Source organism: Gordonia sp. SMJS1 (genome assembly GCF_029866425.1).
Taxonomy (GTDB): Bacteria; Actinomycetota; Actinomycetes; order Mycobacteriales; family Mycobacteriaceae; genus Gordonia; species Gordonia hongkongensis.
Window position 1 is genome coordinate 1018181 of record NZ_CP123381.1, and the last position, 25598, is coordinate 1043778.

The window sequence follows — 25598 nt, forward strand, 5'->3', positions numbered from 1 at the left end:
CTACCGACACGGCGTGCTCGGACTGCGCGCGTCGGCCACATGGAAGGACGGGACGTTCACCCACGACGGTGTGACGGTGACGGTCGCGCCCTGCCCGTCGACGCTGGCGGTGTGGGAAGCGATCGAGACCCGAGACGAACAGGGATGGTTGGTGATCCTCACCCCGGTCGACGAGAAGGAACTGGGTGACGGGGTCCTCGCGCACCTGATCGACAACCGGCTTCTCACCCCGGACCCGTGGGCGGCGCTGCGATCTATGTTCGCTGCCAATACGATCGAACCCGCCCTCTACCGGGTACCCGACGACCGTGGCCTCGCGCTCGGGCTGCTCGCCGCCCTGTCGAACACCGCAGTGACGCCCGCACCCGGTGGAGTCCTCACCCGCGATCACGCGATGTCGACACTGGCGTACGCGACGCTACGGGTGACCGATGACCCGCAGGTAGAGATTGATGCGTCGGCAGTGCTGGAATGGAGCCTGCGACGCGAGGTGTCCGACGATCTTGCACACCTCCGCGCCGTCGGCGGCGCCGCGGTAGCGGCGTCGGCCACCGAGTGGCTGGCCGAACGCGCGGGCCGGCTCGGCTCCGCGGTCGGCCGCCTGCTCGCCACCGATCGCATCGGAGACCTGGTGCCGCTGGGGCTGGTCGCCGGGCTCATGGTCGACAAAGCACCCGGCCGTGAGTTGGCCCGCGGAATGTTCCTCGGCCGCTACGGTCTCGGCCGTCTGACCGAGGCCGACCTCGTCAACTGGTCCGAGGACGTATCCGGGCTCGTGATCGGCCAACTCGACCGCGCGGCACGGCGCGTGGTCGTCACCACTGCAACAGCACTCGTCGACAACCTGGGGATCGCCGAACTGGCAGCTTCCTCTGAACTGTTGCCGCACGGCCTGTCGGCACGCTTCGACACACTGGCGCAGACGATCGTCGCAGCGATCCCCGACGATTCCGCAGCCGTACCGACCGCCGATGCTGTCGCCCGAGTCGAAGCCGCCTGGTACGAGGTGACTCGCCACTTGCTGGCGGCAGAAGATTCCTCGCTCGTGGGTGCCGAGGCCGCGGTGCGTCTGTTGCGATGGCTCGTCGAAGACGAAGACACTTCTCGCGGACTCGAGGCACTGATCGCCGGCTACGCCCGGGATGGCGCGTGGGTGGACGCCGCACTAGTCACCGCGCGCCGTGGAGTCGAGCACCGGGGCCTGGCCGAGGCCATCGCATGCGTCATCGATCGCGTCGTCGTCCGGCGTCGCGCTGTTGACCGGCGTTTTGCAGCGGCCTTGGCCGACACACCGCAACCCACCGGGTTGGTGGTGGAAAACCTCCTGCGCGACATTGTCTTCCCGTTGGCCGCACGCACCCCGACCTTGTTGATCGTGGTGGACGCACTGTCGATGGCGGCGGCTATCGACGTCGTCGCCGCGGCACGTGAGGCAGGCTGGAGCGAGGCGACAGTCGGCGGAGCGTCCCAGCGGACGGGCGCACTGGCAGTTTTGCCGACCCTGACCGGCCGCAGCCGATGCTCACTCCTGTGCGGTCACCTCCGGGAGGGAACGGACGCGACAGAGCGGTCGGGCTTCCTCGACGCCATCCGTGAGGCCGGGCTGCAGGCCGCCCGGGCCGAACCGACCCGATCTTTCACAAGAAGGCCCTCGACACGGTTCCTACCGGTGCGGATCTCGCCAGCGAAGTGGCCGACGCCATCGCCGACCCAGTTGGCCGTCCGGTTGTCGCGGCGATCCTCAACTACGTCGACGACACACTGCATCACACCGACCCGGGCGGCACCGATTGGTCCCTGAGCACCATCACTCACCTCCGTGCCTTGCTCCGGGACGCGCAACGTGCCGGGCGTGCCGTGATCATCACCTCCGACCACGGGCACATCATTGAACGGCGCGACTCGGTGAAGCTGGTGCGCGCCAACCATTACGGACAACGTGCTCACGGCCAGCTCGACACAATCAGTGACGGCGAGGTCTTGGTTCGCGGCCCGCGGGTGCTTACTGCCGACCACGCGGTTGTGTTGGCCGTCGACGAGACCATCCGTTATGGACCTGTCAATGCCGGCTATCACGGTGGGGGTACACCCGCCGAAGCCGTGGTCCCGGTCATCGGACTCTACACAGGCGATGTACCGGCCACCTTCCATCCGATGGGGGCCGTGGAACCGTCCTGGTGGCACACACCGGTGAGGAGAGACTCGGAGAAGTCCCGTACGACACCGACTCTCCCGACGGTATCGACCCCGACTCTGTTCGACAACGAGGAGCCGGTCGTTACGACGCCTCAAACATCGCTTGCTCAAACGGTTCTCGGGACTGCAGTGTTCGCGTCCCAGTGGAAGCTGGCCGGACGCATCGTGGTGTCCGACGCTCAGGTAGGTGCGCTCATCGACGGACTGCTGGCCACCTCGAACCGGGAGATCCCGCTGCGGCAGGCGGCCCGGATCCTCGGGATCGGAGAGAGCCGCGTCACCGGCGCTCTGCTGCAGATCAAACGGGTCCTCGACGTTGAAGGGTACGAAGTCCTCGCGCTCGACGGGCCGGTGGTGCGCCTCGACGAGCATCTGCTGCGCGAACAGTTCGGGGTCGGGTCGTGACGGCGGGAGTGTCACCGCGACGGCGACGCGAGATCCTCGACGCGCTGAGGCGGGGGACGGTCCCGTCAAACGGCCTCGACCAGTTGGCCGTGGGGCTCGGCCGGTTCGAGGCCGAGATCGAGACAGAGCTGGGTGTGGTCGCGGCCGGCGGAGCCATGTTCAAGGCAGTCCGGGGTGACTACGGCTCGGGTAAGACGTTCTTTGCGCGATGGCTTGGTGACCGTGCGATGAAACATGGATTTGCGGTGGCCGAGGTGCAGATTAATGAAATCGACACGCCGCTACACAAACTCGAAACGGTGTACCGGCGCAGCATCGAATCGTTGCGGACCGCCTCGATCCCGCCGTCGGCACTACGTCCCATCCTCGACGCCTGGCTGTACACCATCGAAGACGACGCCGCCAACCAAGGCGTCGGCATCGACGAACTGCTGGAACGACGTTTGGCCGCGGTCGCCACCAGCGCCCCGGTCTTCCCGATGGCCATCCGTGCCTACCGTCGGATGATCGCCGACGGCGACAACGACGGCGCCGACGGCCTCGTCGCCTGGCTCGGTGGACAACCCCACGTGGCAGCTGCAGTCAAACGTCGCGCCGGAATTAAGGGCGACCTCGACCACTATCTCGCTCTGGGTTTTCTTCGTGGTCTGCTCGCGGTGCTCTCCGACGCGGGCAATGCGGGCCTTGTGCTGGTCCTCGACGAGGTCGAGACATTGCAGCGCATTCGATCCGACGCCCGGGCGAAGGCACTGAATGCGCTGCGGCAGCTGGTCGACGAGGTCCATGACGGGCACTTTCCCGGACTGTATCTACTTATCACTGGGACACCCGCATTCTTCGAAGGACGGCAGGGAATCCAACTGCTCCCGCCGCTCGCCGACCGGCTGCACACCGACTTCACCCGCGATCCTCGCTTCGACAACCCGCGGGCGCCGCAGTTGCGACTGACCGGCTTCGACATCGACCGCCTGGTGGAACTCGGTGGGCGCGTCCGTGAACTGTTCTGCAGCGGAATCGAATCGGCCGATCGGGTGCGCGACACTGCAGATGACCAGTTCCTGCGGCGATTCGCCGAAGCCGTGGCCGGGGGCTTGGGAGGCAAAGTCGGGATCGCACCACGGCTGTTCCTGCGCAAACTCGTCGACGTGCTCGACGTCATCGAACTTCACCCTGACTTCGACCCGTATACCGACTACGACTTCACGATCAACGACGCCGAACTGTCAGCCGCAGAGCGCGAAGCGCTTTCGGCCGACGACATCGACCTCGACGCCTGATGACCACCGACCCGTTCGACCCGTTCGACCGGTTACACCCGGGTGTGCAGTATCACTTGGCAAACACTCTGCGCTGGAACGGGTTGCGGCCCACCCAGGCCGCCGCCGTCGGCCCGATCCTCGGGGGCGATGACGCCTTGGTGCTCGCGCCGACCGCGGGTGGCAAGACCGAAGCGGCAGCTTTTCCGCTGCTCTCGGCGATGGCCGAAAGTCGTTGGCAGGGCGTCTCGGTGCTCTACGTGTGCCCGTTGCGCGCCTTGCTGAACAACCTTCAGCCCCGCCTACACACTTACGCCCAGTGGATCGGACGCAGCGCAGACGTTCTGGCACGGCGACGTCGGACAGGCAGCGCGACAACGAATTCTGCGAGAACGTCCCGACATCTTGCTCACCACTCCCGAGTCACTCGAAGCCATGCTGGTGTCGACCAAGGTCGATCCGCGGGTTCTGTTCGACGGGCTACGCGCGGTCGTCGTCGACGAGGTCCACGCTTTCGCCGGTGATGACCGCGGATGGCACTTGCTTGCTGTTCTGGAGCGGCTCTCCCGGATCGCCGGCCGCCCGTTGCAGCGGATCGGGCTTTCGGCGACCGTCGGCAACCCAGACGAGCTGCTCGGCTGGCTCCAAGGCGGGTTCACCACCCGACCGCAAACCGTGGTTTCCCCGCCGGCCGAGATGACGGGGTCCGCACCGGAGATCACCGTCGATCACGTGGGTTCACTGCAGAACGCCGCCACCGTGATCGCGTCGCTGCATCAGGGCGAGAAGCGTCTTGTGTTCGTCGACTCACGCAGACGTGCCGAGGAGCTCGGTGCCGCCCTGCGAGAGCGGGGTGTAAACACCTTTCTGTCCCACTCCTCGCTGTCTGCAGCCGAACGCCGACGGTCCGAGGCGGCGTTCGCCGATGCGCGCGACACCGTCATCGTCGCCACCTCAACGCTCGAGCTCGGCATCGACGTTGGCGACTTGGACCGCGTGATCCAAATCGGGTCCCCGCGCACGGTAGCGTCGTTCCTGCAGCGACTCGGCCGCACCGGGCGGCGAACGGCGACTGTCCGTAACTGCCTGTTCCTGTGCATCGACCCGGAACAGCAACTCCTCGCTCTCGGAATGTTGCACCGCTGGGCGAGCGGATGGGTGGAACCGATCACTCCGCCACCGTCACCCCGGCACATCGCCGCGCAACAGATGATGGCGCTGTGCTTGCAAGAGCACCGCATCGGCCGCTCGTCATGGCTCGACTGGTGGGGCACGCTGCCGGTCTTCGACGAATCCGCCGACGAAATCATGAACTTCCTCGCCGCCGAAGGGTACTTCGAGCGTGACGGGGACTTCTTGCACATCGGCCCGGAGGCCGAACGACGCTTCGGGCGCCGCTACTTCTCCGACCTCACCGCGGTATTCAGCGCTCCGCCCGAGTTCACCGTCCTCGCCGGGCGCAACGAGGTCGGCACCATCGGCACGGATCTCCTCGTCGAAGAAGTGCAAGGTCCGCGTGTGCTGCTGCTGGGTGGACGGTCCTGGACGGTGACTCACGTCGACTGGCAACGGCATCGCTGCTTCGTCGAACCGGTCGAGTCCGGCGGACGTGCCAAGTGGTCGGGGCTCGGTGGCACCGTCTCGTTCGAGATAGCCCGGGGGATGCGTGCTGTGTTGCTCGGCGACACTCCTGAAGGAGTGACGCTCACACGCCGCGCACAGTCGGCGCTCGCAGACTTACGCGCGAGCTTCGACGGTGTCGTCATGGAAGACCGGATCGTGGCTGTGCTACCCACCCACGGAAGCGGCCGTTGGTGGACATGGGCAGGAACGGCCGCGAACCGCACTCTGCAGGCCTCGCTGCCGCGGCTGATCGACCCACGACAGCGTGTCGATGAGAAGTCGTTGCGCCTATTGCCGGGGATCTCGCGTGACGATCTTCGCCGCGGACTGTCCGAGGTCGAGTGGCGGCAACCAGATGTGACTCCGAACGCGCTTGCCGGGTTGAAGTTTTCGGCGGCGCTTCCAGCGGGACTGGCGTCTCAAACTTTGGGTGAGCGCTTGGGCGATCCGAGTAACGCAGAAGTCGTTGCGGGCGAGAGATTCGTGACGAGCGGTCCACAGGGCTGACACGAAGGAGCGAATGGTGGCCCTGCAAACGGATGCGTGGTCCCGTCCCCCTTCTGACCTACTGCAGTCCACGCGGTTCACCGGCAGGAACTCGCCGTGCGGCGGACGGTGTCTGGCACAGGCTCTAGACTGCACACGTAATCCGCTACGGCCCGACAGACGCGTCTCTATGACAAGGCTCCACCCGAGCGGGAAGTCCTTCGTGTCTTCCTGGAGCCGCATTGTCGCTGTTTCGAGCCTCGGTGTCGGGCGTGCGCGCCCAGATCACCGCGAATACCCTGATCCCCACATTGGTCGAGCAACACTTCTTCGAGTACGGCTACCACGCTTCCAAGGCGGAGGTGAGGTCTTGGGAACGCAGTGTCGCGGTTCTCGTCGGCGACCTGGAGGACGCCGGCCTGGAGCAGGCCGAGCTGCTCCTGGAGTACCGGCTGCCCCTCACCAGTAAGCGTGCCAACGTCGTCGTCTGCGGTGTGCACCCGAAGACGGGCGAGCCGTCCGATGTTGTCGTCGAACTCAAGCAGTGGTCCTCCGCCACGATGCTGGACGGCACCGAAGACGTCGTTCTGTACGACGGAGACCGTGAACGTCTCAACCCGGTTGAACAGGTCAGGCGGTACTGCTCCCATATCGCGGATTTCATCGCGAGTCTGGCGGGCAGCTCTGATCAACTCGCGGGTGTCGCCTATCTCCACAACGCCAGCGACGACGGGGTCCGCACGCTGTGGGGATACCCGGAATCCCACACGGGGCGAATGTTCACCGGGCAGCGTCGTGGCGAGCTCGTCGACTTCCTGAAGTCCCGGATCGCCGACAAACCCGGCTCCGACGCCGCCGACCAGCTGCTGTCGTCGGCAGTTCGACCGAGTAAGCAACTCATGGCACTCGCGGCCGACGAGGTCCAGCGCCGTGAGCAGTTCGTGCTGCTCGACGAGCAGAAGGTCGCCTACTCGCTCGTGATGCGCGCTGTCCAGAGAGCGGCCCGACAGAACACCAAGCAGGTCATCGCAGTGGTGGGTGGACCGGGTTCGGGAAAGTCGGTCATCGCTCTCAGTCTGCTCGGCGAACTCGCCAGGCAGGGCAGGAGCGCCGTACACGCGACGGGCTCGTCGGCGTTCACCAAAACCCTCCGCAAAGTGGCCGGCGCCCGAGCACCGCGCGTGCAGAAGCTCTTCACCTACTACAACAACTTCATCAATTCTGAGCCCAACGACCTCGACGTCCTGATCTGCGATGAGGCTCACCGCATCCGCGAGACCTCGACCAACCGGTTCACCCGCGCCATTCACCGCACCGACCGGCCTCAGGTCGAGGAGCTCATCGATGCCGCTCGTGTCCCGGTGTTCCTGCTTGACGAGGATCAGATCGTCAAGCCGACCGAGCGCGGAAGCGTCGAGGAGATTCGTCGAGCAGCCGAACGGATGGGCTGCACGTTCAAGGTCGTCTCCCTCGACGGCCAGTTCCGTTGCGGCGGAAGCCAGGCCTATGACTACTGGGTACAGCGTCTCCTGGAACTCAAACCCGGCGGACCCATCACGTGGGCTTTCGAGGTTTCGGTTGACGATGGTCCGTCGATCATCGAGACGCGCCTGCAACGGATGCTCGAAGACGGCTACTCGGCACGCATAGCCGCTGGATACTGCTGGAGCTGGAGCACTCCGGAAAACGGGGAGCCCCTCGCCGAGGACATCAGCATCGGTGGCTGGCGGCGTCCATGGAACAACCCGAAGTCGACCAAGCACGGCGAGGCGCCCGGCCGCGAATTCTGGGCGACCGACCCGGCCGGCTTCGGACAGATCGGGTGCGTGTACACGGCACAGGGATTCGAATACGACTATGGTGCCGTGATTTTCGGCCCCGACTTGGTGTGGCGTACCGACCACTGGGTTGCGCGACCCGAATACAGCCACGACAAGCAGGTCAAGAAGGCCGACCGTACCGCCTTTGATCGTGCGATCCGCAACACCTACAAGGTCCTGCTGACCCGTGGGATGCGTGGAATGCGGATGTACTCAACGGATTCCGAGACCCAGGAGTTCCTCCGTTCGCTGGTCGAGGCGAACTGATGCTGGCATCGGTGCTGACGACATACTCGGGTAAGTCCAGCGACGTGCAGCGAAATCTTCAGTTCGGGATCGCGAACGGACGATGGGGCCTGAAGCGGCAGCCTGTGGATTGGAACAAGGACTCGAGGTTCGACTGGCAGGTGATCGGCGCATGTGCCACCGGTCTCAAGCGAGGCCCCCGCTGCCAGCCGGAGGAATGGGTGACTGCTCTCCTCGACGTGTATGTATTCAAGGTGACATCCCCGCTGGTGCTTGAGTCGGGTGCCTATTGGCCAGACGAAGTTGCTGAGTCGGCTGTGAAGTATCCGTTCCGCTTTGACATCGAACTCATGGCGTCTGCGCGGGCAGTTCCGACTGCATACGGCGAGGTGTTACCGCGCGATATCTCAGAGGGGATTCGCCGGGCTGCGTCTCCAGGGGCCGAGTCAATTGCGATCATCGGCGATAGTGTGTGGTCCGAGTTTGTGGACCTGATTGCACACCGTGGTAGACGACACTCCTAACCGCTCGTCTTGACGAACCGGCCGAGTTTGTCAGACATGATTGGCATCATCGGGCCTATGACCGCCGATGTCGAGAGTCTGAATAAGGGCGTCGCGCGCGCCAAGTCCGGCTCACCGCTGACGCAGGTCACTGTCATCGTGCCGAGCCACGGCTCCGGCCGGGACGTCCTGCACCACCTGGCGCGGACGCAGGGGGTGGCCAACACCAGCGTCCTCACGCTTGCGCAGGTGGTGGACAAGCTCGCCGCCCCCGCGCTCGCGCCTCGCCAACCGTTGCCGTATCCGCTCCTGGAGGCGGCGGTCCAGCGGGTTCTCGCCGACGCGCCGGGCGTCTTCGCCGACGTTGCCGACGAGCCCATCACGTCGCAGGCGCTCGCGAGCGCAGCCTGGGAACTCACCGGTATCGCCGAGCCGGCGGTGCAGTTGCCGACGCCCCTCGTCGCCGACCTGCTGCGTATTCATCGCGTCACCACGGAGCGTTTGACCAGCTCGTATTACCTTCAGCACGAGGCGTATTCGGCCGCTGCCGAACGACTCGACGAGCTCGGGTCGGTGATCGTCTATCACCCGGCCGCTCACACGCCCGCCGAGCAAGCCCTTCTCCGTGAGCTCCAGCGCCGCGGCGAGACCATCGAGGGGAACACCCACGGCTCACCCACCCAGGTCATCCACACCTCCGACGCCGACGACGAGATCCGCGCTGTCGTCCGGCTGGTCCGCAAACACCTCGCCAGCGGGGTTCCCGGCCACCGCATCGGCATCTTCTACGGCACCGACGAGCCCTACCTGCCGCTGCTCCACGAGCACCTCACCGCCGGCCATATCGCGTTCACCGGACCCGAATGCCACACCCTCGTCGACCGTCCCACAGGTCGCGCACTACTCGGATTGCTGGCACTCGACCACGACGCCATGCCCCGACGGGAACTGTTCACCCTCCTCGCCGAAGGCGCACTCCGACGCCCCGAACTCGACGACACGCCGATCACGCAGCCCCAACTCGAACGCCTCACGCGCAGCGACGAACCCATCGTCGGCGGCGCCGACTGGGAGCGCCTCACCCGCGTCGGTGCCCACGAGAAGCACCACGCCAGGGCCGTAGCCGCCCACTCGTACGTCCGTCGGCTGCAGGCCGACCTGCGCGCTCTCGTCGACGCGCCGGACTGGGCCACCGTCGCCGAACATCTGAACACTTTGCTCGACACCTACTTTCGCACGCCGAAACGCGAGACCGCGGCCGCCGACCTCGCCACGATCCGTGCCGACTGCGCGGGAATCGCTCTGATGGACGGCATCGCACCGCAGCCCACCGCGGCTCGGGTGCTCGACGCGGTCTCGATCCGGCTGAACGCGCACCGAGGCAGGCACGGGACGTCGGGTGCAGGCGTCACGGTCGCGCCGATCGCATCGGGAGTCGGCCGCCACCTCGACGTCTGCGTCGTCATCGGTGCCGCCGAAGGCATCGTGCCCACACCCCGCCGCGACGACCCGCTTCTCCCGCCGGAACTGATCGGCATCACCGCCCGCGATCACATGGAACGCCAACGCCTCGCCTTCGCCGGTGCCGTGAGTGCCGGCCGCGCCGAACGGGTCGTCACGTTCCCGCGCGGCAACCTGCGCGGCGGTGCCGAGAAGGTGCCGTCCCGCTGGCTGCTGCCGGCGCTGGCCGACCTCGCCGGCCGCGACGTTGACGTTGTCAACTGGCAACGCGCGACGGAGAATTCGCCGCAGATCGTCGCAGTCGACTCCTTCGACGTTGCCGCCCAGCGCGCCGACGAGCGCATCGGGGCCTCCGCGGCCTCTGCCACCGAATGGCGTCTCCGAGAACTCGCCGCCGTCCCCGCCGACAGTCGTCGCGGCGCGCTCGACGATCCGATCATCAACCGCGGCATGCACATGCGCAGCGACCGCCTCAACGGCCGCTTCACCCGGTTCAACGGCAACCTGTCGTCGGTCAGCGAACTCATCACCACCTTCGATCAGCCGGTGTCGCCGACCGGCCTCGAACTGTGGGTGCAGAGCCCCTACCAGTATTTCCTCGAACACATCCTGCGGCTGCGTGCCCTCGACGACCCCGATGAGATCGCCCAGATCGATGCATTGACGCGAGGGACTCTGATCCACACCATCCTCGAGCGGTACGTCCGCGCGACGATGGACGGCGCAGAGCTCGACCTCGCCCGCCTACGGATTGTTGCCGCAGAAGTTCTCGACGAGGCGCAGGCCAACAGTCCGGGCTGGCTCGAACAGTTGTGGGCCAAGGACCGCGGCACCATCATGCGCGACCTGGACGAATGGTTCACCCACGACCACGCCGACGCCGCCGACGGTTGGCGGCCGACGCACGCGGAGGCGGACTTCGGTCTCGACGCGCACGGCAGTCACGAGGTGTCACTGGCGCTGGGCGAGCACAAGATTCGGTTCCGCGGGCAGATCGACCGCATCGATCGCCACCACGGTGGACGCATCCGCGTCACCGACTACAAGACCGGCAAGGCCGACAAGTACAAGGACCTCGCCGAGAGCACACCCACCAACTCGGGTCTGCAATTCCAGCTCCCGGTTTACGGCCTGTTCGCCCGCACCTTCGGCGCCGACGTTGAAGCCCGATACTGGTTCATCACCAGCAAAGGCAAGTTCGCCTCGGTCGGCTACCCCGTCACCGACGACGTCGTCGCCACCCTCATCGACGACATGACGCTCGTGCACAAGTCGATCCGGGCCGGCTACTTCCCGCCCAAGATCGAAGACACCCACTGGGACCTGCCGGTCATCGACCTCCTCGGACGTGCCGGGCTGCGACGCGCCTGGGCCGCACTGGAACACGTCGACGAACTGTCCGACTACGTGCAGAAGTACGGAGGCTGAGATGACCGCAGCACAACTCGCCGACCAGGCCGCGCGCGATCGCATCACCATCGATACCGGCGCCACCCTGTTCGTCGAAGCCGGCGCCGGCAGCGGCAAGACCCATTCGCTGGTCGGCCGCATCTGTCACCTCGTGTTGCACGACGGCATCGAACTCGACGCCGTCGCCGCCATCACCTTCACCGAGAAAGCCGCGGCCGAACTCCGTGAACGCGTGCGTGTCGAGCTCGCCACACACGACACCGACCGTGCGCGAGCCGCTCTCGAACAGATCGACACCGCGGCCATCGGCACGCTGCACGCGTTCGCGGCTCGCATTATCGGCGAGCATCCCCTCGAAGCCGGTGTGCCACCACGTATCGCGGTCGTCGATGCCATGGGCTCCCAGCTGTCCTTCGAACGCCGCTGGCGTCGCATGCGCACCCGACTGTTCACCGACGACGCCCCACCCATGCTGGTCGACGCGATGGGCATCGTGATGGCCGCCGGCGCATCGCTCGACCAGATGCGCACACTCGCCGACGCGCTGGACCGCAACTGGGATCGCCTCACCCTCGACGACAACCCAGAGGGCATCGCACCCGCCGACATCGACCGCATCCTGTGGGAGACCGACGCCATCATCGACAAGCTCGACGATTGTCTCGATCCGGAGGACAAACTCGCGGTCAAACTCGAGGAACTCCGCGAATGGCGGATCCTGGTTGCCGCCGAGCGTGATTCCTTCGGATGGGTCCCGATGGTGGACCTGTGCCCGAAGCTCGGCAACGTGGGTCGGGGGTCCGCGTGGCGCGGTGGTGTGGCGCAGTGCAAAGAGATCAAAGCCGCCGCCAAGGCGCTGCGCGAGGAGATCTGCTCCGACGTGGTCGGCACCTACGTCGACGGCGCGGTGCGCGTGGTGGTCCGCCACCTGTCGGAGATCGTCCTCGACGAGGCGCGCGACCGGCAGCGCAGCGGACAGCTCGAATTCCACGACCTGCTCGTCCTGGCCCGCGACGTACTCGGGAAGCCGGAGGTCGCCGCGGCCGCCCATCAGCGCTACCAGCGCGTCCTCCTCGACGAGTTCCAGGACACCGATCCGCTGCAACTCACGCTGGCACAACGCATCGTCGCCGGCCGAGACGAAGCGGGTCGGCTCTTCACCGTCGGCGACCCGAAACAATCCATCTACCGTTTCCGCCGCGCCGACATCGCGGCATACATGTCCGCGCGGGATCGCACTCCGCCGGCCGACGTCGTACAGCTGACCACCAACTTCCGGTCCACGCGACCCGTCCTCGACTGGGTCAACGCCGTTTTCGGCCGGCTCATCGTCGCCGAGCATCACGTGCAGCCCGAGTACACGCCGCTCGACCCGGCCCCGGGCCGACCCCGCTGGGACCTCTCCTGGGGGCCGAAGCCGTTCGTCTTCCCCGACACCGAGGAACCCGTCGACGACGAGGACGCGCTTTCGCCCGCCGAAGCCCTCCGCGCACGCGAGTCGCGCAACGTCGCGAGGATCATCGCCACCGCTGTCGAGAACGGCTGGTGCAAGGAGACATTCGACGGCGATGCGTACCAGCATGTCCCATTGCGCTGGAAGGACATCTGCATCCTCATCCCGTCGCGGGCGGTACTGCCGTTCCTGGAGAAGAGCCTTGACGCCGCGGGCATCGAGTTCCGTTCGGAGGCATCGAGTCTGGTGTACTCGACGCAAGAGGTGCACGACCTCCTCGTCACCTGTCGCGCACTTGCGAACACCGCCGACGAGGCCGCCCTCGTCGCCGCCCTGCGTACCCCGCTGTTCGGCTGCGGCGACGACGACCTGCTCCGCTGGAAGGCCGCCGACGGCCGATGGAGCATCTACGCCGATGCGCCCACCGAGGAACTGGTCGGATCGCCGGTGGCGGCCGCATGTGCATACCTGAAGGCTCTGTCTTCGGAACTGGGGGACCTGAACCCGGGCGCACTGCTGAGCCGCCTGGCCATCGATCGTCGGGTGTTCGAGGTGTCCATGGACTCGCCCCGTCACCGCGACGTCTGGCGGCGGCTCCGCTTCGTCATCGACCAGGCCCGCGCCTGGTACGCCGAAGATCGTGGGTCGCTGCGCGACTACATCGACTGGGCCGCCACCCAGGCCGACGAGAACGCGCGTGTCGCCGAGACCGTACTCCCCGAGATCGGCGTCGACGCCGTGCGCATCATGACCATCCACGCCGCCAAGGGATTGCAGTTCCCGATGGTCGTCGTCGCCGGCATGAGCGGCGGATTCCGCACGCAGCCCGAGCCGCTGCTGTGGGACGAGGACGAGAAGCTGCAGGCATGTGCGTCGAAGAACGTGACCTCGAAAGGTTATGCGGCAGCAGCAAAGACCGAGAAAGCGCACGCCGAGGCGGAGAAGAAGCGCCTGTTGTACGTCGCCTGCACGCGCGCCGAGAGTCACCTCGCGGTCTCCGGATACGTCGGGAAGAACGCATCCTGGGGTGCCGCGCTCGCGCCCGCCCTGGAGGGTCTGCCCAACGACGTTCCGGAGCTCGTCGAACCGGTCAGGCGCGACGACGAAGCCATCGCCCAGCACGAACGACAGGCCTGGATCGACTGGTCGGCAGAGACCGCCGCGATCGAGGCCGCCTCAACGATCCGCGTCTCCTACTCGGCGACGCGGATCGTCCACGGCATAGATGACGCCGAAACAGTTGTGCTGCAGGGGTACCGGGATTCCGGACGGCTGACAGCGCCGGTAGCCGAACAGATTCCGGTCGGCACCGCGAGCCCCGACAGCGGCGCGACGCTGGGTACCGCCCTGCACGCGCTCCTCGAACAGGTCGCCCTGGGTACCGCTGTCGACGACGGAGTCGACGAGACCGCTCGGCGCGCGGCCGCACTCGCCGGCGTCGTCGACGTGGATCATTTCGTGGCGCTGGCTCGGTCGGCGTTGCAGTCGGCACCCGTTCAGCGGGCTGCCGTCCGCGAGCACTGGAAGGAAATGCAACTCGCGGGTCCCGGACCCGACGGTGTCACCGTGGTCGAGGGCATCGCGGACCTTGTGTATCGCGACGACGACGGTTCGTTGGTCATCGTCGACTACAAGACCGACGTCGGAGTGTCCACCGAAACCCTTGAGGCGTACTGGGCGCAACTCGCGATCTACGCCGATCTGCTGCGAAATGCGACTAGGGAGAACGTTTCTCGGCTGGAGCTGGTGTTCTGCCGGACCGGGCATGCGGTGGTCGTCGAGCGTGCTCTGCGCGCGGCGGAACGATAAGACCCTACATCTCGTCAGTCCACGGCTGCCGGGTCTCCCACGTATGGGGCTCCGCAGACCTCACCGTCGTCGGGTCGACCAGGTAGATACGCCCGTCCTGCCCGACGAGCTCGTGGTGGATCACGTCGCCCCAGGCTGCAGAGTGGGGTCCCGGCCCTCGCGGCGCATACCGCCCGATGACGACCCGACCGGGCTCGCCCGTGCGTGAGTACGGTCGGTAGACCCCGTCGGGGATCGGCGCGATGCGGGCCCGAACCGCCACATCGTCGTCGAATTCGGCAGGCAACGGCTGGTAACCATCGTCGTCATCGGTCCACTCGTACTCGCATGCACCGCAGCGATATTCGAACGTTACCGGGTCGGATCTATCGCACCCGGCCAGGAGGGTTCCCGGTCCCGGTGGTCCCGCAGGGAATCCCCGGATCACCTCGTAGGTGCGCATCGCCGAACAGCGTGGGCACAACGGTCGGAAACCGAACATGAAGTCGTCGGAACTCGGTGCGAGCGGACGGTGGAGCTGGTCGTGGCAGATGAGGCAGACGACGATCGAGCTGGAGCCGAAGAACCTCAACTCCTGGATGTCGTCGAGTAGGTGATGTTCGAGGAGTGGTGCCTCGTCAGCCCACCTCCCGCAGCACGCACACGTGGCGTACGGTTCGAGAAGCTCGACGTGAGCAACGCATCCCCGCTCGTCCAACTCACGCCATGGCGTCGGAGACTTCTCCTCGGCCGAGATCGCCGCGATTAATCGTTCGCCCGTCGCCGTGTCGAGCGAGGCCGGGGCGCTCGGTAGGGGAGTGCCGAGCCGGCGTTCGACAGCAGTCAGCGAGAGTTCGAACGGTCCCAGATACTGGTCGTACGAGTCCGGACCCGTGGAATCGCAGAGGGTTTCCTCAACCACGACGACGGCCGGCGCCGGGCTGTCCGTCGTCACGATGACAAATAGATCTCCCGCGGCCCAGCGCGCGGGAAACGTGAACCCGAGATCGTCGAGGTCCAGATCGTCGTCGGGGTTGTAGTAGAAATCGACGGCCTGCCGCCACGGCGCCACGCCGACGAGGTGGATGCGGCGCCGTCCGGTCTCCGGGTCGTCTGGCATCTACTGTGCCCCCGCTTGGTTCACGTGATCTTCAGTTTCCACGCACCCAGCAATTCCGAAGTGAGTTCGCGCGACAGCTTGATCGAGTCGGCGTCCTCATTGTCTACCGCCGAATCGAACTCCCGAAGACGCTGCGTCCCCAACGCTCGTCGGAGTGTGGTCGTCGTCCGTGATCGCAATCCGCGTTGCGCCCGAACAAGCTGGTAGCGACCGGAGTCCCGGTGGGGAATCGGACCGGCCGCCGCAGCATAGGTGACGACCGGAGCCGACACCTCTCCGGAAGAAGAGAGGAACAGCGCTGTGTTCATCGAGAATCCGGCATCGTCATCCTGTAGCTGCATCGCCCAAGTCTGGAACTTCGGGATCTGTTCGACGCTTTCCTCTATTTCTCGGCGTTCTTCGTCGGTCAGATCGTCGTCGACGGTGTGCACTAGAATGCCGTTAGGTCGGATGCCCTTGACAAGCGCGGTTTCCGCAAACGTCCCCGTCACACCGGGCACTGCAGCCCGGGCGTTTTCGTCCCACACGCGCCGCAGCTCGTCAAGGCGTGCCGCGCTGATAGGGTCCGCGTCTCGCAGCGTGTCTTCGACAAATGTGCGTGCTTCTCTGACGACGGTCTTTTGATCTGTCAGGATCATTGCCTCTGACGATCGTTGGGAGTTCGCCGAAGCATTGGCAGAGCCTACGATGGCCCACTCCGCAGTGACGAAGACCTTCGCATGCAGCTCAGCCAGAGAACGGACGTCCACCCCTCTCGACTGCAGAGTGTGGATGGCTGCAGGAGACGTTGCGTGGGACGCGACCGCCTCTCTGCTCGCATTGATGACGAGCTTGTCGCCGGCAGCCAAATGTCTCAGGAGATGCGGTCCATCGATGCCCAGGAAGGCAACCGCGCCCCTGCGTGGCCCACGCCGGCGCAGTGTGGTCGAGATCTTCGGCCAGGGCTTGTCGCCAAGGAACTGAACCGTCACGCATCCGACTGTGCCACAAGGTGCACGTCGGGGGTGCAGGGTTTCGCAGAGCGCTACACCTCGGGGGCGATTCGCGCAGCGAAATCGCCCCCGTCGGCATATCGAAGCCGGCCTTCAGCCGCCCGCGCACTTGTTCTGTGTCAGAACGGTGGCGGGTTGTTTCGGTCCCACTCGACTTGTTGTCGACGATGGGTGTCGGTGCGGTGGGCGCGTTCGTCGGTGAGTCGTTGCCGCGCTGGATGATCGGGTGGCTGGGTCTTCAACGACGCGAACAGGTCTCGCCCGGTGTACGGGTTGCCCAGGTAGGTGTGGCCGGTGGGGGCTTCGAACCACACGGCGAGGTACTCGTCCTGGGAGTCGCGCCACCTGCCAAAGGTTTTGATGCGGTGGTGGAACCGGCACAACGGTTTCAGGTTGCGCTCGCTGGTTTTCCCGCCGTGGTCGGGGTTGGTGTGATCGAACGGGTGGGTGTGGTCGAGGTCGACGGTCCACACCGGTTGGTTGCAACCGGGAAAGGTACAGCACAATTCGCCGGCGCGGACGAGTGCCTGCAGTTTCTTGCTCGGCACGTAGGTGCGGGCGGCTGCCGCGGCCCGGGCGTCGGCGTCGGCCGGGTCGGTGCGTACCCCGGTGGTGATGAAGGTGTGAACCGCGTCGGCGAAGAGTCGGCGCATGGTGGGGGCGTCGATCAGCCCGTGGCCGTCGAGCAAGCCGGGTTCGTTGTCGAGCCCGACCAGCGTCGTCAGGTTGCCCACGATGTGGTAGGTCGGTCGGGGTGCGCGGCAACTGGTGCAGGTGCACGTGCAGTCGCCGGTCGGCTCCGGGACCGGCGCGTTGTCGTCGGGTTCGGTTGCGGCGGTGTCGGTCACGTCCGGTACAGCAACGGGGGTGAGCTCGGGGTCGGGTGTTGCCGCTTGGGCGGGTTCGGGGGTGTCGAGGTTCTGCTCGGCTGGTGGGGGTGTGCAGTCGGCGCACCGGCAGTCCAGGGTTTGTCTGCCGTGGGCGAGGGCGATGAGGGCGTCGGCGCGGCGCTGGGGCATGGTGCGCGGGTCGCCGGTGTGCACGCCGGTGGCCATGGCGGTCAGTTGGGCGTTGAGGGCGGCGGCGTCGGTGTGGGGGAAGTGTCCGGTGATGCGCGACTGGCCGGGTTGGTGTCGGTCGGGCCGGATGTTGATTCCGCGATCCCGTTCGGCCTGGTTGTTGCGGCGCTTGACTGCATCAGGTGCATGCCTGTGCACGATCTGGTCGACCAGTGCGGTGAACCGGGTGGTGGACATGGGGTCGCGCGCCAGGATTGCCTCGGCCAACGCGGCGTCCACCGTAGGCATGGTGGCGTTGTCGACGAAGTCGGTGCGTTTGAGTGCGATCAGGAATCGGTCGCGGTCGATTCGTCCGCAGGCCAGGGTGGTGCCGGTCAGCGGAAGTCGGTACCGCATGGCGTCGCCGGTGCGGATGAGGTCGCGGGCTTCGGCGGGGGTGAGGTTCAGGGCGGCGCCGAGTTCGGCGGTGGCTTGTTCGAATCCATTGGGCCCGAACTGTTCATACGGGTCCGCACCGGTAACTGCTTGTGCTGTCCTCTCGAGCAGTTCGTCGATGGAACCTGCCTCGCCGGAGTGAATCGCACTGCGGTGCAGTAGGTATTATTCTTCGCTTTGTTCGTGGAGCAGGCTGGCGGTGATCAGTGTGCGGCAGGTGTTGGCGGCGTTCATCGATGCCGAATAGACGGCGGTGCTGATCAGGGCTTCGGGCGAGAGGCCGGCGAGTGATCCGAACACGTCGACACCCTCGTCGGGGAGATCCCCGCCGGGGTCGATGGTGCCGAACTCGAATGCCATGACACCACCATACGAAAGGGGTCTGACAAAACCTGTCGGCACGATTTCGGCGGATCATCAGGCACGAGAACTACTTTCGGTAGTAGACGCTGGGTCAGCGATGGTGGATTGCGCGTCGCGCGACCTCGATGGCCGTCGGGCTCAGCGTCACCCCTCGGAGTCCCCGTTCCGGGGACGAGACGGCTTCGAGGAACTCGTGGATTCCGTTGTCGAGGTCGTAGAGGTCGTTACTTCGTGGAGTCGGGCGCGTCCGTGCCCTGCCAGCGATACGCGGTGAGCAGCGCGCCGATCGTCTCGAGGGGCATCTCGTCGCCGGGTTCGGAGGCGGCGGCGAAGAAGAGCATCAGCAGGCTCGCGTCCTCGGTGAACCCATCCATCTTCTGGTTCAGCAGCCGGTCGGCGAGATGGTCGGCCAGTGCCTGCGGATCGTCGGCGAGTTTCGTTCCGACTCGGGTCGGCAGTAGGCGGCCTTTGTGCTTGCGTAACAGCCCCATCCGAAGCAGGGACTCACGGAAGTACAGCACCGGTGTGCTCTGGACTTCTCGGTTCTTGGCGCCGATGAAGTACTTCATCGTCGGCAACACCTTCGACGCCGCGACCACGTCGGCTGGTTTCAGGTAGCCAGCGGAGGTGAGTGTGAAGCCTTCATCGCGCGCGCGGCGCAGGAACCACAGGTAGGGGAGCAGGTCGGCTTCGAGCTGGTCGCCCGTCGCAATCGTCGATGAGGCTGCCAACCGCGTTGCGCTCGCCGTAACGGCTCCGGAATCGTCGAGAGGTTGAACCCGGTACAGCAGGTCGCCGAGCCGTGCATCGATTCCGGCATCGACGAGCGAGAGGATGGGGTCACTGAGTGCGGCGTTCACCTCGCCGATGTCGAAATGCGCGGGGTCGTCGACGACCTCGGCGAGTGACTCCGCGTCGGTGATGCCGCCACAATCCTCCGGAGGCGCAGCACGCCGACCGTCGACGCACCGGGCCCACGGTGTGTCCTCCGACGCCTCGTGAACGCTTTCGACCTGGGCTGTCAGTTCCCAGCTGTCGCCGTAGTCGTAGACGTAGCGCAGGACGTCACCTGGTTCGTGGAGCGTCTCGTCGAGGCGAACCTCGGCGACGGGTGTGCCCACCTCCTCGCCTTCCCGAGCGTCGAACGGGCACAGGAACAGTTCACTCCTGCGGTCGAATGGGCTGCCGCCCAGGGCAAATCGATAGAGGTGGTAGTCCAGCCACCCGAACGCCGCTTGAATGATCCGGTGCAGGTCCTCCAGGGAGATATCCGAGCGGACGTCGAGGCGGCGCCAGATGGGGGGTCGCGCGTCGTCGAGATCCACGCGGATGCGGAACACCACGGTCTCGGCGAGCGGTTCCTTGCGCTGACGAATCGACGGTGGCCGCTCGAACCTGTCCGCGGCGGCAGCGCTGAGCTGGTTCAACAGCGTGGGGAGTTCGTTCGGTTGCAGGCCGGCAAGCATCGCCTCGAACTGGCGACGCAGTCCCTCGGCATCGGACGATTCGTGGCCAGGATCGTGCATGCTGCCCAGCGTAGGCCAGGCCCCGTTTCCCGCGGTGTCCGTTTCCCTCCCGCTTACCAGGTCCGGCAAGCGGGAGGGAAACAGTCGGGCGGGAGGGGAGCCGCCCCGCGGGGAAGTGTTTACGCGTACGCCGGCCGGAACGTCAGCCGGGCGTTCTGGGCTTTGGCGGCGTCGCGGAAGTTCTTCATCGCGCGTTCCATGTGGAAGCCGTTGGTGACGATGAGCGCGCCGGTTCCGCCCATCCGTTTCAGCATCGCCACCGTGTTCTGGGCGTTCTGCACCGTCGAGGTCGACGCGACCTCGTTCACCATCTGCCACGGCGGGATTCCGCGCCGGATCAGTCCGAGGTTCATGAACTGGGCCTCGGTGACGGGCAGCCAGTGGGTGTCGCCACCGGAGACGATCATGCGGTTGAACGGGTGCTTCTTGCCGAGGTTCGCCGCGACGTCGAGACGACGCTTGAGGACATCCGGAGTTTGCCCGAGAACGCCGAACTTGGCGCCGAGTACGACGATGTACCGGGTCCCCGGACTCTGCCAGAGGAAGTTGCTGTTGGGGGTCCCGAGTTCGGAGCTACCGAGGTCGACGCTGCCGAAATCGGTACTGATCGCGGCGTTCTCGACCTACGCCACCGGTTCGGAGGGTGCGACGGCGACCGCCACCGAGGCGGCAGTTGCGATTGCGGCCGCGGCTGCCGCGGTCGTGAGGGTTCTACGACGCATGGTGACCGAGTGTAGGGATCAGTACGGTCGTACAGGTATCGGGTTGATAACACCTGCATCACTAGTCACATACGTAACATGACCCTTCGTGGCTCGTCGCTTGCGCTCCTCGCACCTCAGGGAGCGGAGGGAGGACGCAGCTCGCACCGGATCAGAAGGTGTCAGGTGAGCGCGATGTACTTCACCGAGAGATACTCGTCGATTCCTTCGCTGCCGCCCTCGCGGCCGATGCCGGACTGCTTGATGCCGCCGAATGGTGCTGCTGCATCGGAGATCACGCCGCGGTTCACCCCGACCATGCCCGAGTCCAGGCGGCTCGCGACGCGCATGCAGCGCTCCAGGTCGCGACTGTAGAAGTACGCCGCCAGGCCGTATTCGGTCGAATTCGCGGCCTCGATCCCCGCGGATTCGTCGTCGAAGGTGCTGATCACCGCGACGGGCCCGAAGATCTCCTCACGTGTCACCGGTGCGTACGGGTCGACGTTGTCGAGAACCGTTGCGGGATAGAAGAAACCCCGACCTTCCGGACGTTCGCCGCCCAGTCGCACACGGGCACCGTCGGCCACGGCCTGCTCGACCGCCTCGGCGACCTTGTCCCGCTGATCCGCGTTCACAAGCGGCCCGAGACTCACCCCGTCGGAGTAACCCGGCCCCATACGGACCTCCGACATCTTCGCCACGAGTTTCTCGGTGAATTCCTCGGCGACGCCCGCCTGCACCAGGAAACGGTTGGCGGCGGTGCAGGCCTCGCCCCCGTTGCGCATCTTGGCGGCGAACGCGCCCTCGACCGCGGCGTCGACGTCGGCGTCGTCGAAGACCAGGAACGGGGCGTTGCCGCCGAGTTCCATCGACGTGCGCAGGACGCGATCGGCGGCCTGGCCGAGCAAGCTGCGACCCACCGGCGTCGACCCGGTGAAGCTGATCTTGCGGATGCGATCGTCGGTGATCAGCGTCGACGACACGTCGCCGCTCGACGTGGTGGGCAGCACCGACAGCACACCGGGCGGGAGGCCGGCCTCGGCGAACGCCTCGGCGAGCGCCAGCATCGTCAGCGGCGTCTCGCGGGCCGGCTTCACGAGCATCACGTTGCCCGCGGCGAGCGCGGGTCCGATCTTGCGCGTCCCCATCGCGAGCGGGAAGTTCCACGGGGTGATGGCGAGACACGGCCCGACGGGTTGGTGGGCCACCAGGATGCGCCCGTTGCCGGCCGGCGCCGGACTGAACCGGCCCCCGATCCGGACGGCTTCCTCGGCGAACCACCGCAAGAACTCGAGTCCGTAGGTCGTCTCGGCTCGGCTGTCGGGGAGGGCGCGGCCGAGTTCGAGCGTCATCAGCATCGCGATGTCGTCGGCGCGGTCGGTCAGCAACTGGAAGGTCCGACGGAGTATCTCGCCACGCTCGCGTGGCGCGGTGGCCGCCCAGTCCGCGGACGCGGCGACGGCGGAATCGAGAGCGCGGCGGGCATCGGCGACCCCCGCGTCGGCGACCGAGACGAGCGACTCCTCGGTCGCGGCGTCGTAGACCTCGAAGGTCCCGCCGTCGGCCGCGGGTGTGGACCGGCCGTCGATCCAGAGCCCGGTCGGCACACCGTCGAGTACGGCCTGCGGGTCGAGAATCTCCTTGTCGCTCATGCGCATTCACATCCTCGTGACTCGGCTGCGGGACTCCGCGCGGAGCGGCGATCCCCTCGGCGAACCACGCTACTCGCGTGGGCGGGCGGCCGGTCGGTGGTTGCCGACGGGCTTCACCGGACGCAGGATGGCGACATGACGGCACGCAGGTTCGACGATCGACGTCCACGGCGGCTCATCCGGTCCGGGCTCGTGCTGCTCGCGGCGGGAGCGGTCCTCGCCGGCTGTGCACAGTCGACGCAGAACGACGCCCAGTCGACGGAAACACCTGCACAGTCGACGGAAACACCTGCACAGTCGACGCGAACGCCTGCACAGTCGACGGCGTTCGTGAACCTCGGCGACAGCTTCAGCGCCGGGACCGGCGTGCGGCCACTGCAGGAGGACTCGCCGATCTACTGCCTGCGGTCGTCGAGGAACTACGCGCACGTCGTCGCGGCGGACGAGGACTTCGACCTCACCGACGTCAGCTGCGCGGGCGCCGACACCGACGACTTCCGCGAGTCGCAGCACCAGGGCGTGCCGCCCCAGCTCGACGCCCTCGACGGCGACACCGACGTGGTCACGATGATGATCGGCGGCAACGACGAGGAGACGTACGGTCGCGCGATCCGGCTCTGCGGCGAACTGGCCGACGCCGACCGCACCGGCTCGCCGTGCACGGACCGTTACGGACGGGCGCTGATCGAGCCGGTCGCCACCGACATCTATCCCGCCGTGCGCCAAGCCCTGCGCGACGTCCGGGACCGCGCGCCGAACGCGCGCGTCCTGCTCGTCGGCTATCCCTGGCTGGTCCCGCCGACCGCCGGCTGCTATCCCGAGATGCGACTCGCCGCCGGGGACGTATCGATGATCCGCGAGCTCCAGACCGCGCTCAACACGTACGGGCGGCGCGCGGCCGAGGACGAGGGCGTCGAGTTCGTCGACATGTCACAGGTGTCCGAGGGTCACGACGCGTGTGCCGGCGCGCAGCGCTGGATCGAGCCGATGACCACCTCGGGACCCGGCGCGGTGCATCCCAACGAGGCGGGTCAGGCGGCGATCGCCGAGCAGGTGCGCACCGCGCTCGCGAGCTGACCGGGTCCGGTTCCAGCCGGGTCGCACCCCCTCCCACCAGCGAGGATTTGGGTCCCCCGGTGCCGTTTGGAACACTGTAGGCCGTGACCCCTTCCGCTGCTGCCACGCCCGCTCCCGGCACGGCCGCCTCCGCCGCGCTGTTCACCCGCGCGACGCAGGCCATCCCGGGCGGCGTCAACTCCCCGGTGCGCGCGTTCTCCGCGGTCGGCGGGACCCCTCGCTTCATCGCCTCGGCGTCCGGATGCCGGCTGACCGACGCCGACGGCAACGACTACGTCGACCTCGTGAGCTCCTGGGGTCCGATGATCCTGGGGCACGCGCACCCGGCCGTCGTCGAGGCGGTGCGTGAGGCGGCCACCGGCGGCCTGTCGTTCGGCGCCCCGACCGAGGCCGAGATCGAACTCGCCGAGGAGATCATCGGCCGCGTCGACCCCGTCGAGCGTGTCCGGCTGGTGAACTCCGGCACCGAGGCGACGATGTCGGCGATCCGCCTGGCCCGCGGGTACACGGGCCGGTCCAAGATCATCAAGTTCGCCGGCTGCTACCACGGTCACGTCGACGCACTGCTGGCCGCGGCCGGCTCCGGCGTCGCCACGCTCGGCCTGCCGACGAGCCCCGGCGTCACCGGTGCGTCGGCACACGACACCCTCGTGCTGCCCTACAACGACCTCACCGCCGTCGCCGACGCCTTCGCCGAGTTCGGCGACGACATCGCCGCCGTCATCACCGAGGCGGCGGCCGGGAACATGGGCGCGGTCGCGCCGGTCGAGGGATTCAACGCCGGACTCCGCGACCTGACGCGCCGCCACGGCGCGCTGCTGATCATGGACGAGGTCATGACCGGGTTCCGGGTGAGCCCGAGTGGCTGGTACGGACTCGAGGGCGTGGCCGGTGACCTCTACACCTTCGGCAAGGTCATGAGCGGAGGTCTGCCCGCGGCGGCGTTCGGCGGCCGTGCGGACGTCATGGAACGTCTCGCGCCGACCGGGCCGGTGTACCAGGCGGGCACGCTGTCGGGGAATCCCGTCGCCGTCGCCGCCGGCCTCGCCACCCTGCGCAACGCCGACGTCGAGGTCTACCGCACGCTCGACGCGAACGCCGACCGGCTCGCGACCGTGCTGCACGAGGCCCTCTCCGCGGCCGGGGTGGCCCACCGCGTGCAGAAGGCGGGCAGCCTGCTGAGTGTGTTCTTCACTACCGACCCGGAGATCCCGATCTTCGACTACGACGGCGTCGCCGCCACCGAGACCTGGCGGTTTGCGCCATTCTTCCACGCCCTGCTCGAGCGTGGCGTGTACGCGCCGCCGAGCGCCTACGAAGCCTGGTTTGTGTCCGCGGCGCTGGACGAGGATGCTTTCTCGCAGATCGCCGATGCGCTGCCCGCGGCAGCGCAGGCGGCCGCGACCGCAGCCACCCCGGGGGACAACGCCTGATGCACACGATCGTCCACATGATGCGCCACGGAGAGGTCGACAACCCCGACGGCATCCTGTACGGCCGTCTCCCCGGCTTCCGCCTCTCCGGCGACGGCCAGGCGCAGGCCCGTAAGGTCGCCGACACCCTCGCCGACCACGACGTCAAGGCCGTGTTCGCCTCGCCGCTGCAGCGCGCGCAGGAGACCGCCACCCCGATCGCCGCCGCGCACGGCATCCCGATCCTCACCAACGACGACCTCATCGAAGCCGACAACGTCTTCGAGGGTCTCAAGGTCTCCGTCGGCGACGGTGCGCTGAGCAAGCCCCGGCACTGGCCCAAACTCCGCGACCCGTTCACGCCGTCGTGGGGCGAGCCCTACATCCAGCTCGCGCACCGCATGCTGGCCGCGGCGAACAAGGCCCGCGACGCCGCCCGCGGTCACGAAGCCGTCTGCGTCAGCCACCAACTGCCCGTGTACACGTTGCGCCGGTTCCTCGAAGGTCAGCGCCTCTGGCACGACCCGCGTCGCCGCCAGTGCTCGCTGGCCTCGCTGACCAGCCTCATCTACGACGACGACGCCCTCGTCGACATCATCTACTCCGAGCCGGCCGGTCCTCGGACCCACTGGCCACCGGTGCGTGAAGAAAGCC

At 66.8% G+C, this 25598-nt stretch carries 15 protein-coding genes and 3 pseudogenes; 11 read left to right on the forward strand and 7 right to left on the reverse strand.

Going from position 1 to position 25598, the window contains the following annotated elements:
• Positions 1 to 13: 13 nt before the first annotated feature.
• The 8 genes and pseudogenes from pglZ (QAD21_RS04705) to QAD21_RS04740 form a co-directional block, all read left to right on the forward strand.
• Positions 14 to 1540: pseudogene (gene pglZ / locus QAD21_RS04705) on the forward strand (BREX-2 system phosphatase PglZ); the annotation flags it as partial.
• Positions 1541 to 1632: 92 nt separating this feature from the next.
• Positions 1633 to 2601 carry a BREX-2 system phosphatase PglZ gene (gene pglZ, locus QAD21_RS04710; RefSeq protein WP_280361585.1) on the forward strand — a complete coding sequence of 323 codons (969 nt, stop codon included), beginning with the start codon at positions 1633 to 1635 and terminating at the stop codon, positions 2599 to 2601.
• Complete coding sequence (gene brxD / locus QAD21_RS04715) at positions 2598 to 3878, forward strand: BREX system ATP-binding protein BrxD (protein ID WP_280360572.1); 1281 nt, start codon at positions 2598 to 2600, stop codon at positions 3876 to 3878. The genes pglZ (QAD21_RS04710) and brxD overlap by 4 nt, the downstream gene beginning before the upstream one ends.
• Positions 3878 to 5987 (forward strand): annotated as a pseudogene (locus tag QAD21_RS04720) (DEAD/DEAH box helicase). Before brxD ends, QAD21_RS04720 begins: the two are co-directional and overlap by 1 nt.
• Positions 5988 to 6229: 242 nt before the next feature.
• Entirely contained in the window at positions 6230 to 8053 is a 1824-nt protein-coding gene (locus tag QAD21_RS04725) for a DUF2075 domain-containing protein (protein ID WP_280361588.1), read from the forward strand.
• On the forward strand, positions 8053 to 8556 hold the full coding sequence (locus QAD21_RS04730; RefSeq protein ID WP_280360573.1) for a hypothetical protein: 504 nt from the start codon (positions 8053 to 8055) through the stop codon (positions 8554 to 8556). The genes QAD21_RS04725 and QAD21_RS04730 overlap by 1 nt, the downstream gene beginning before the upstream one ends.
• 57 nt (positions 8557 to 8613) lie before the next feature.
• Positions 8614 to 11424, forward strand: coding sequence for a PD-(D/E)XK nuclease family protein (locus tag QAD21_RS04735; RefSeq protein ID WP_280360574.1), 2811 nt, complete (start codon positions 8614 to 8616; stop codon positions 11422 to 11424).
• 1 nt (position 11425) lies between these two features.
• Positions 11426 to 14668, forward strand: coding sequence for a UvrD-helicase domain-containing protein (locus tag QAD21_RS04740; RefSeq protein ID WP_280360575.1), 3243 nt, complete (start codon positions 11426 to 11428; stop codon positions 14666 to 14668).
• Positions 14669 to 14672: 4 nt separating this feature from the next.
• Here the strand turns inward: QAD21_RS04740 and QAD21_RS04745 are convergent, their stop codons facing one another.
• The 7 genes from QAD21_RS04745 to QAD21_RS04775 form a co-directional block, all read right to left on the reverse strand.
• A complete protein-coding gene (locus QAD21_RS04745) occupies positions 14673 to 15767 on the reverse strand; it encodes a hypothetical protein (protein WP_280360576.1) in 1095 nt (364 codons plus the stop codon).
• 20 nt (positions 15768 to 15787) lie between these two features.
• Positions 15788 to 16738 (reverse strand): phospholipase D-like domain-containing protein, encoded by a 951-nt coding sequence (locus QAD21_RS04750; RefSeq protein WP_280360577.1) that lies wholly within the window; start codon positions 16736 to 16738, stop codon positions 15788 to 15790.
• A 140-nt stretch (positions 16739 to 16878) separates the two neighbouring features.
• Complete coding sequence (locus QAD21_RS04755; RefSeq protein WP_348534515.1) at positions 16879 to 18372, reverse strand: DUF222 domain-containing protein; 1494 nt, start codon at positions 18370 to 18372, stop codon at positions 16879 to 16881.
• A gap of 6 nt (positions 18373 to 18378) precedes the next feature.
• Positions 18379 to 18573, reverse strand: coding sequence for a hypothetical protein (locus tag QAD21_RS04760; protein ID WP_280360578.1), 195 nt, complete (start codon positions 18571 to 18573; stop codon positions 18379 to 18381).
• Positions 18574 to 18800: 227 nt separating this feature from the next.
• A complete protein-coding gene (locus QAD21_RS04765) occupies positions 18801 to 20102 on the reverse strand; it encodes a plasmid pRiA4b ORF-3 family protein (RefSeq protein WP_280360579.1) in 1302 nt (433 codons plus the stop codon).
• 119 nt (positions 20103 to 20221) lie between these two features.
• Positions 20222 to 20710: a YdcF family protein gene (locus QAD21_RS04770; protein WP_247452056.1), complete on the reverse strand. Its 489-nt coding sequence runs from the start codon at positions 20708 to 20710 to the stop codon at positions 20222 to 20224.
• Positions 20711 to 20985: 275 nt separating this feature from the next.
• The gene (locus tag QAD21_RS04775) at positions 20986 to 22455 is read right to left on the reverse strand and encodes an NAD-dependent succinate-semialdehyde dehydrogenase (protein ID WP_280360580.1); all 1470 of its coding nucleotides are present in this window, start codon (positions 22453 to 22455) and stop codon (positions 20986 to 20988) included.
• A gap of 135 nt (positions 22456 to 22590) precedes the next feature.
• Between QAD21_RS04775 and QAD21_RS04780 the strand changes: the two genes are divergently transcribed.
• From QAD21_RS04780 to QAD21_RS04790, 3 genes and pseudogenes are all read left to right on the forward strand, one after another.
• Positions 22591 to 23532: an SGNH/GDSL hydrolase family protein gene (locus tag QAD21_RS04780; RefSeq protein WP_280360581.1), complete on the forward strand. Its 942-nt coding sequence runs from the start codon at positions 22591 to 22593 to the stop codon at positions 23530 to 23532.
• 83 nt (positions 23533 to 23615) lie between these two features.
• Positions 23616 to 24965: a glutamate-1-semialdehyde 2,1-aminomutase gene (hemL, locus tag QAD21_RS04785; RefSeq protein ID WP_165630522.1), complete on the forward strand. Its 1350-nt coding sequence runs from the start codon at positions 23616 to 23618 to the stop codon at positions 24963 to 24965.
• Positions 24965 to 25590: pseudogene (locus QAD21_RS04790) on the forward strand (histidine phosphatase family protein). Before hemL ends, QAD21_RS04790 begins: the two are co-directional and overlap by 1 nt.
• Positions 25591 to 25598 lie beyond the last annotated feature (8 nt).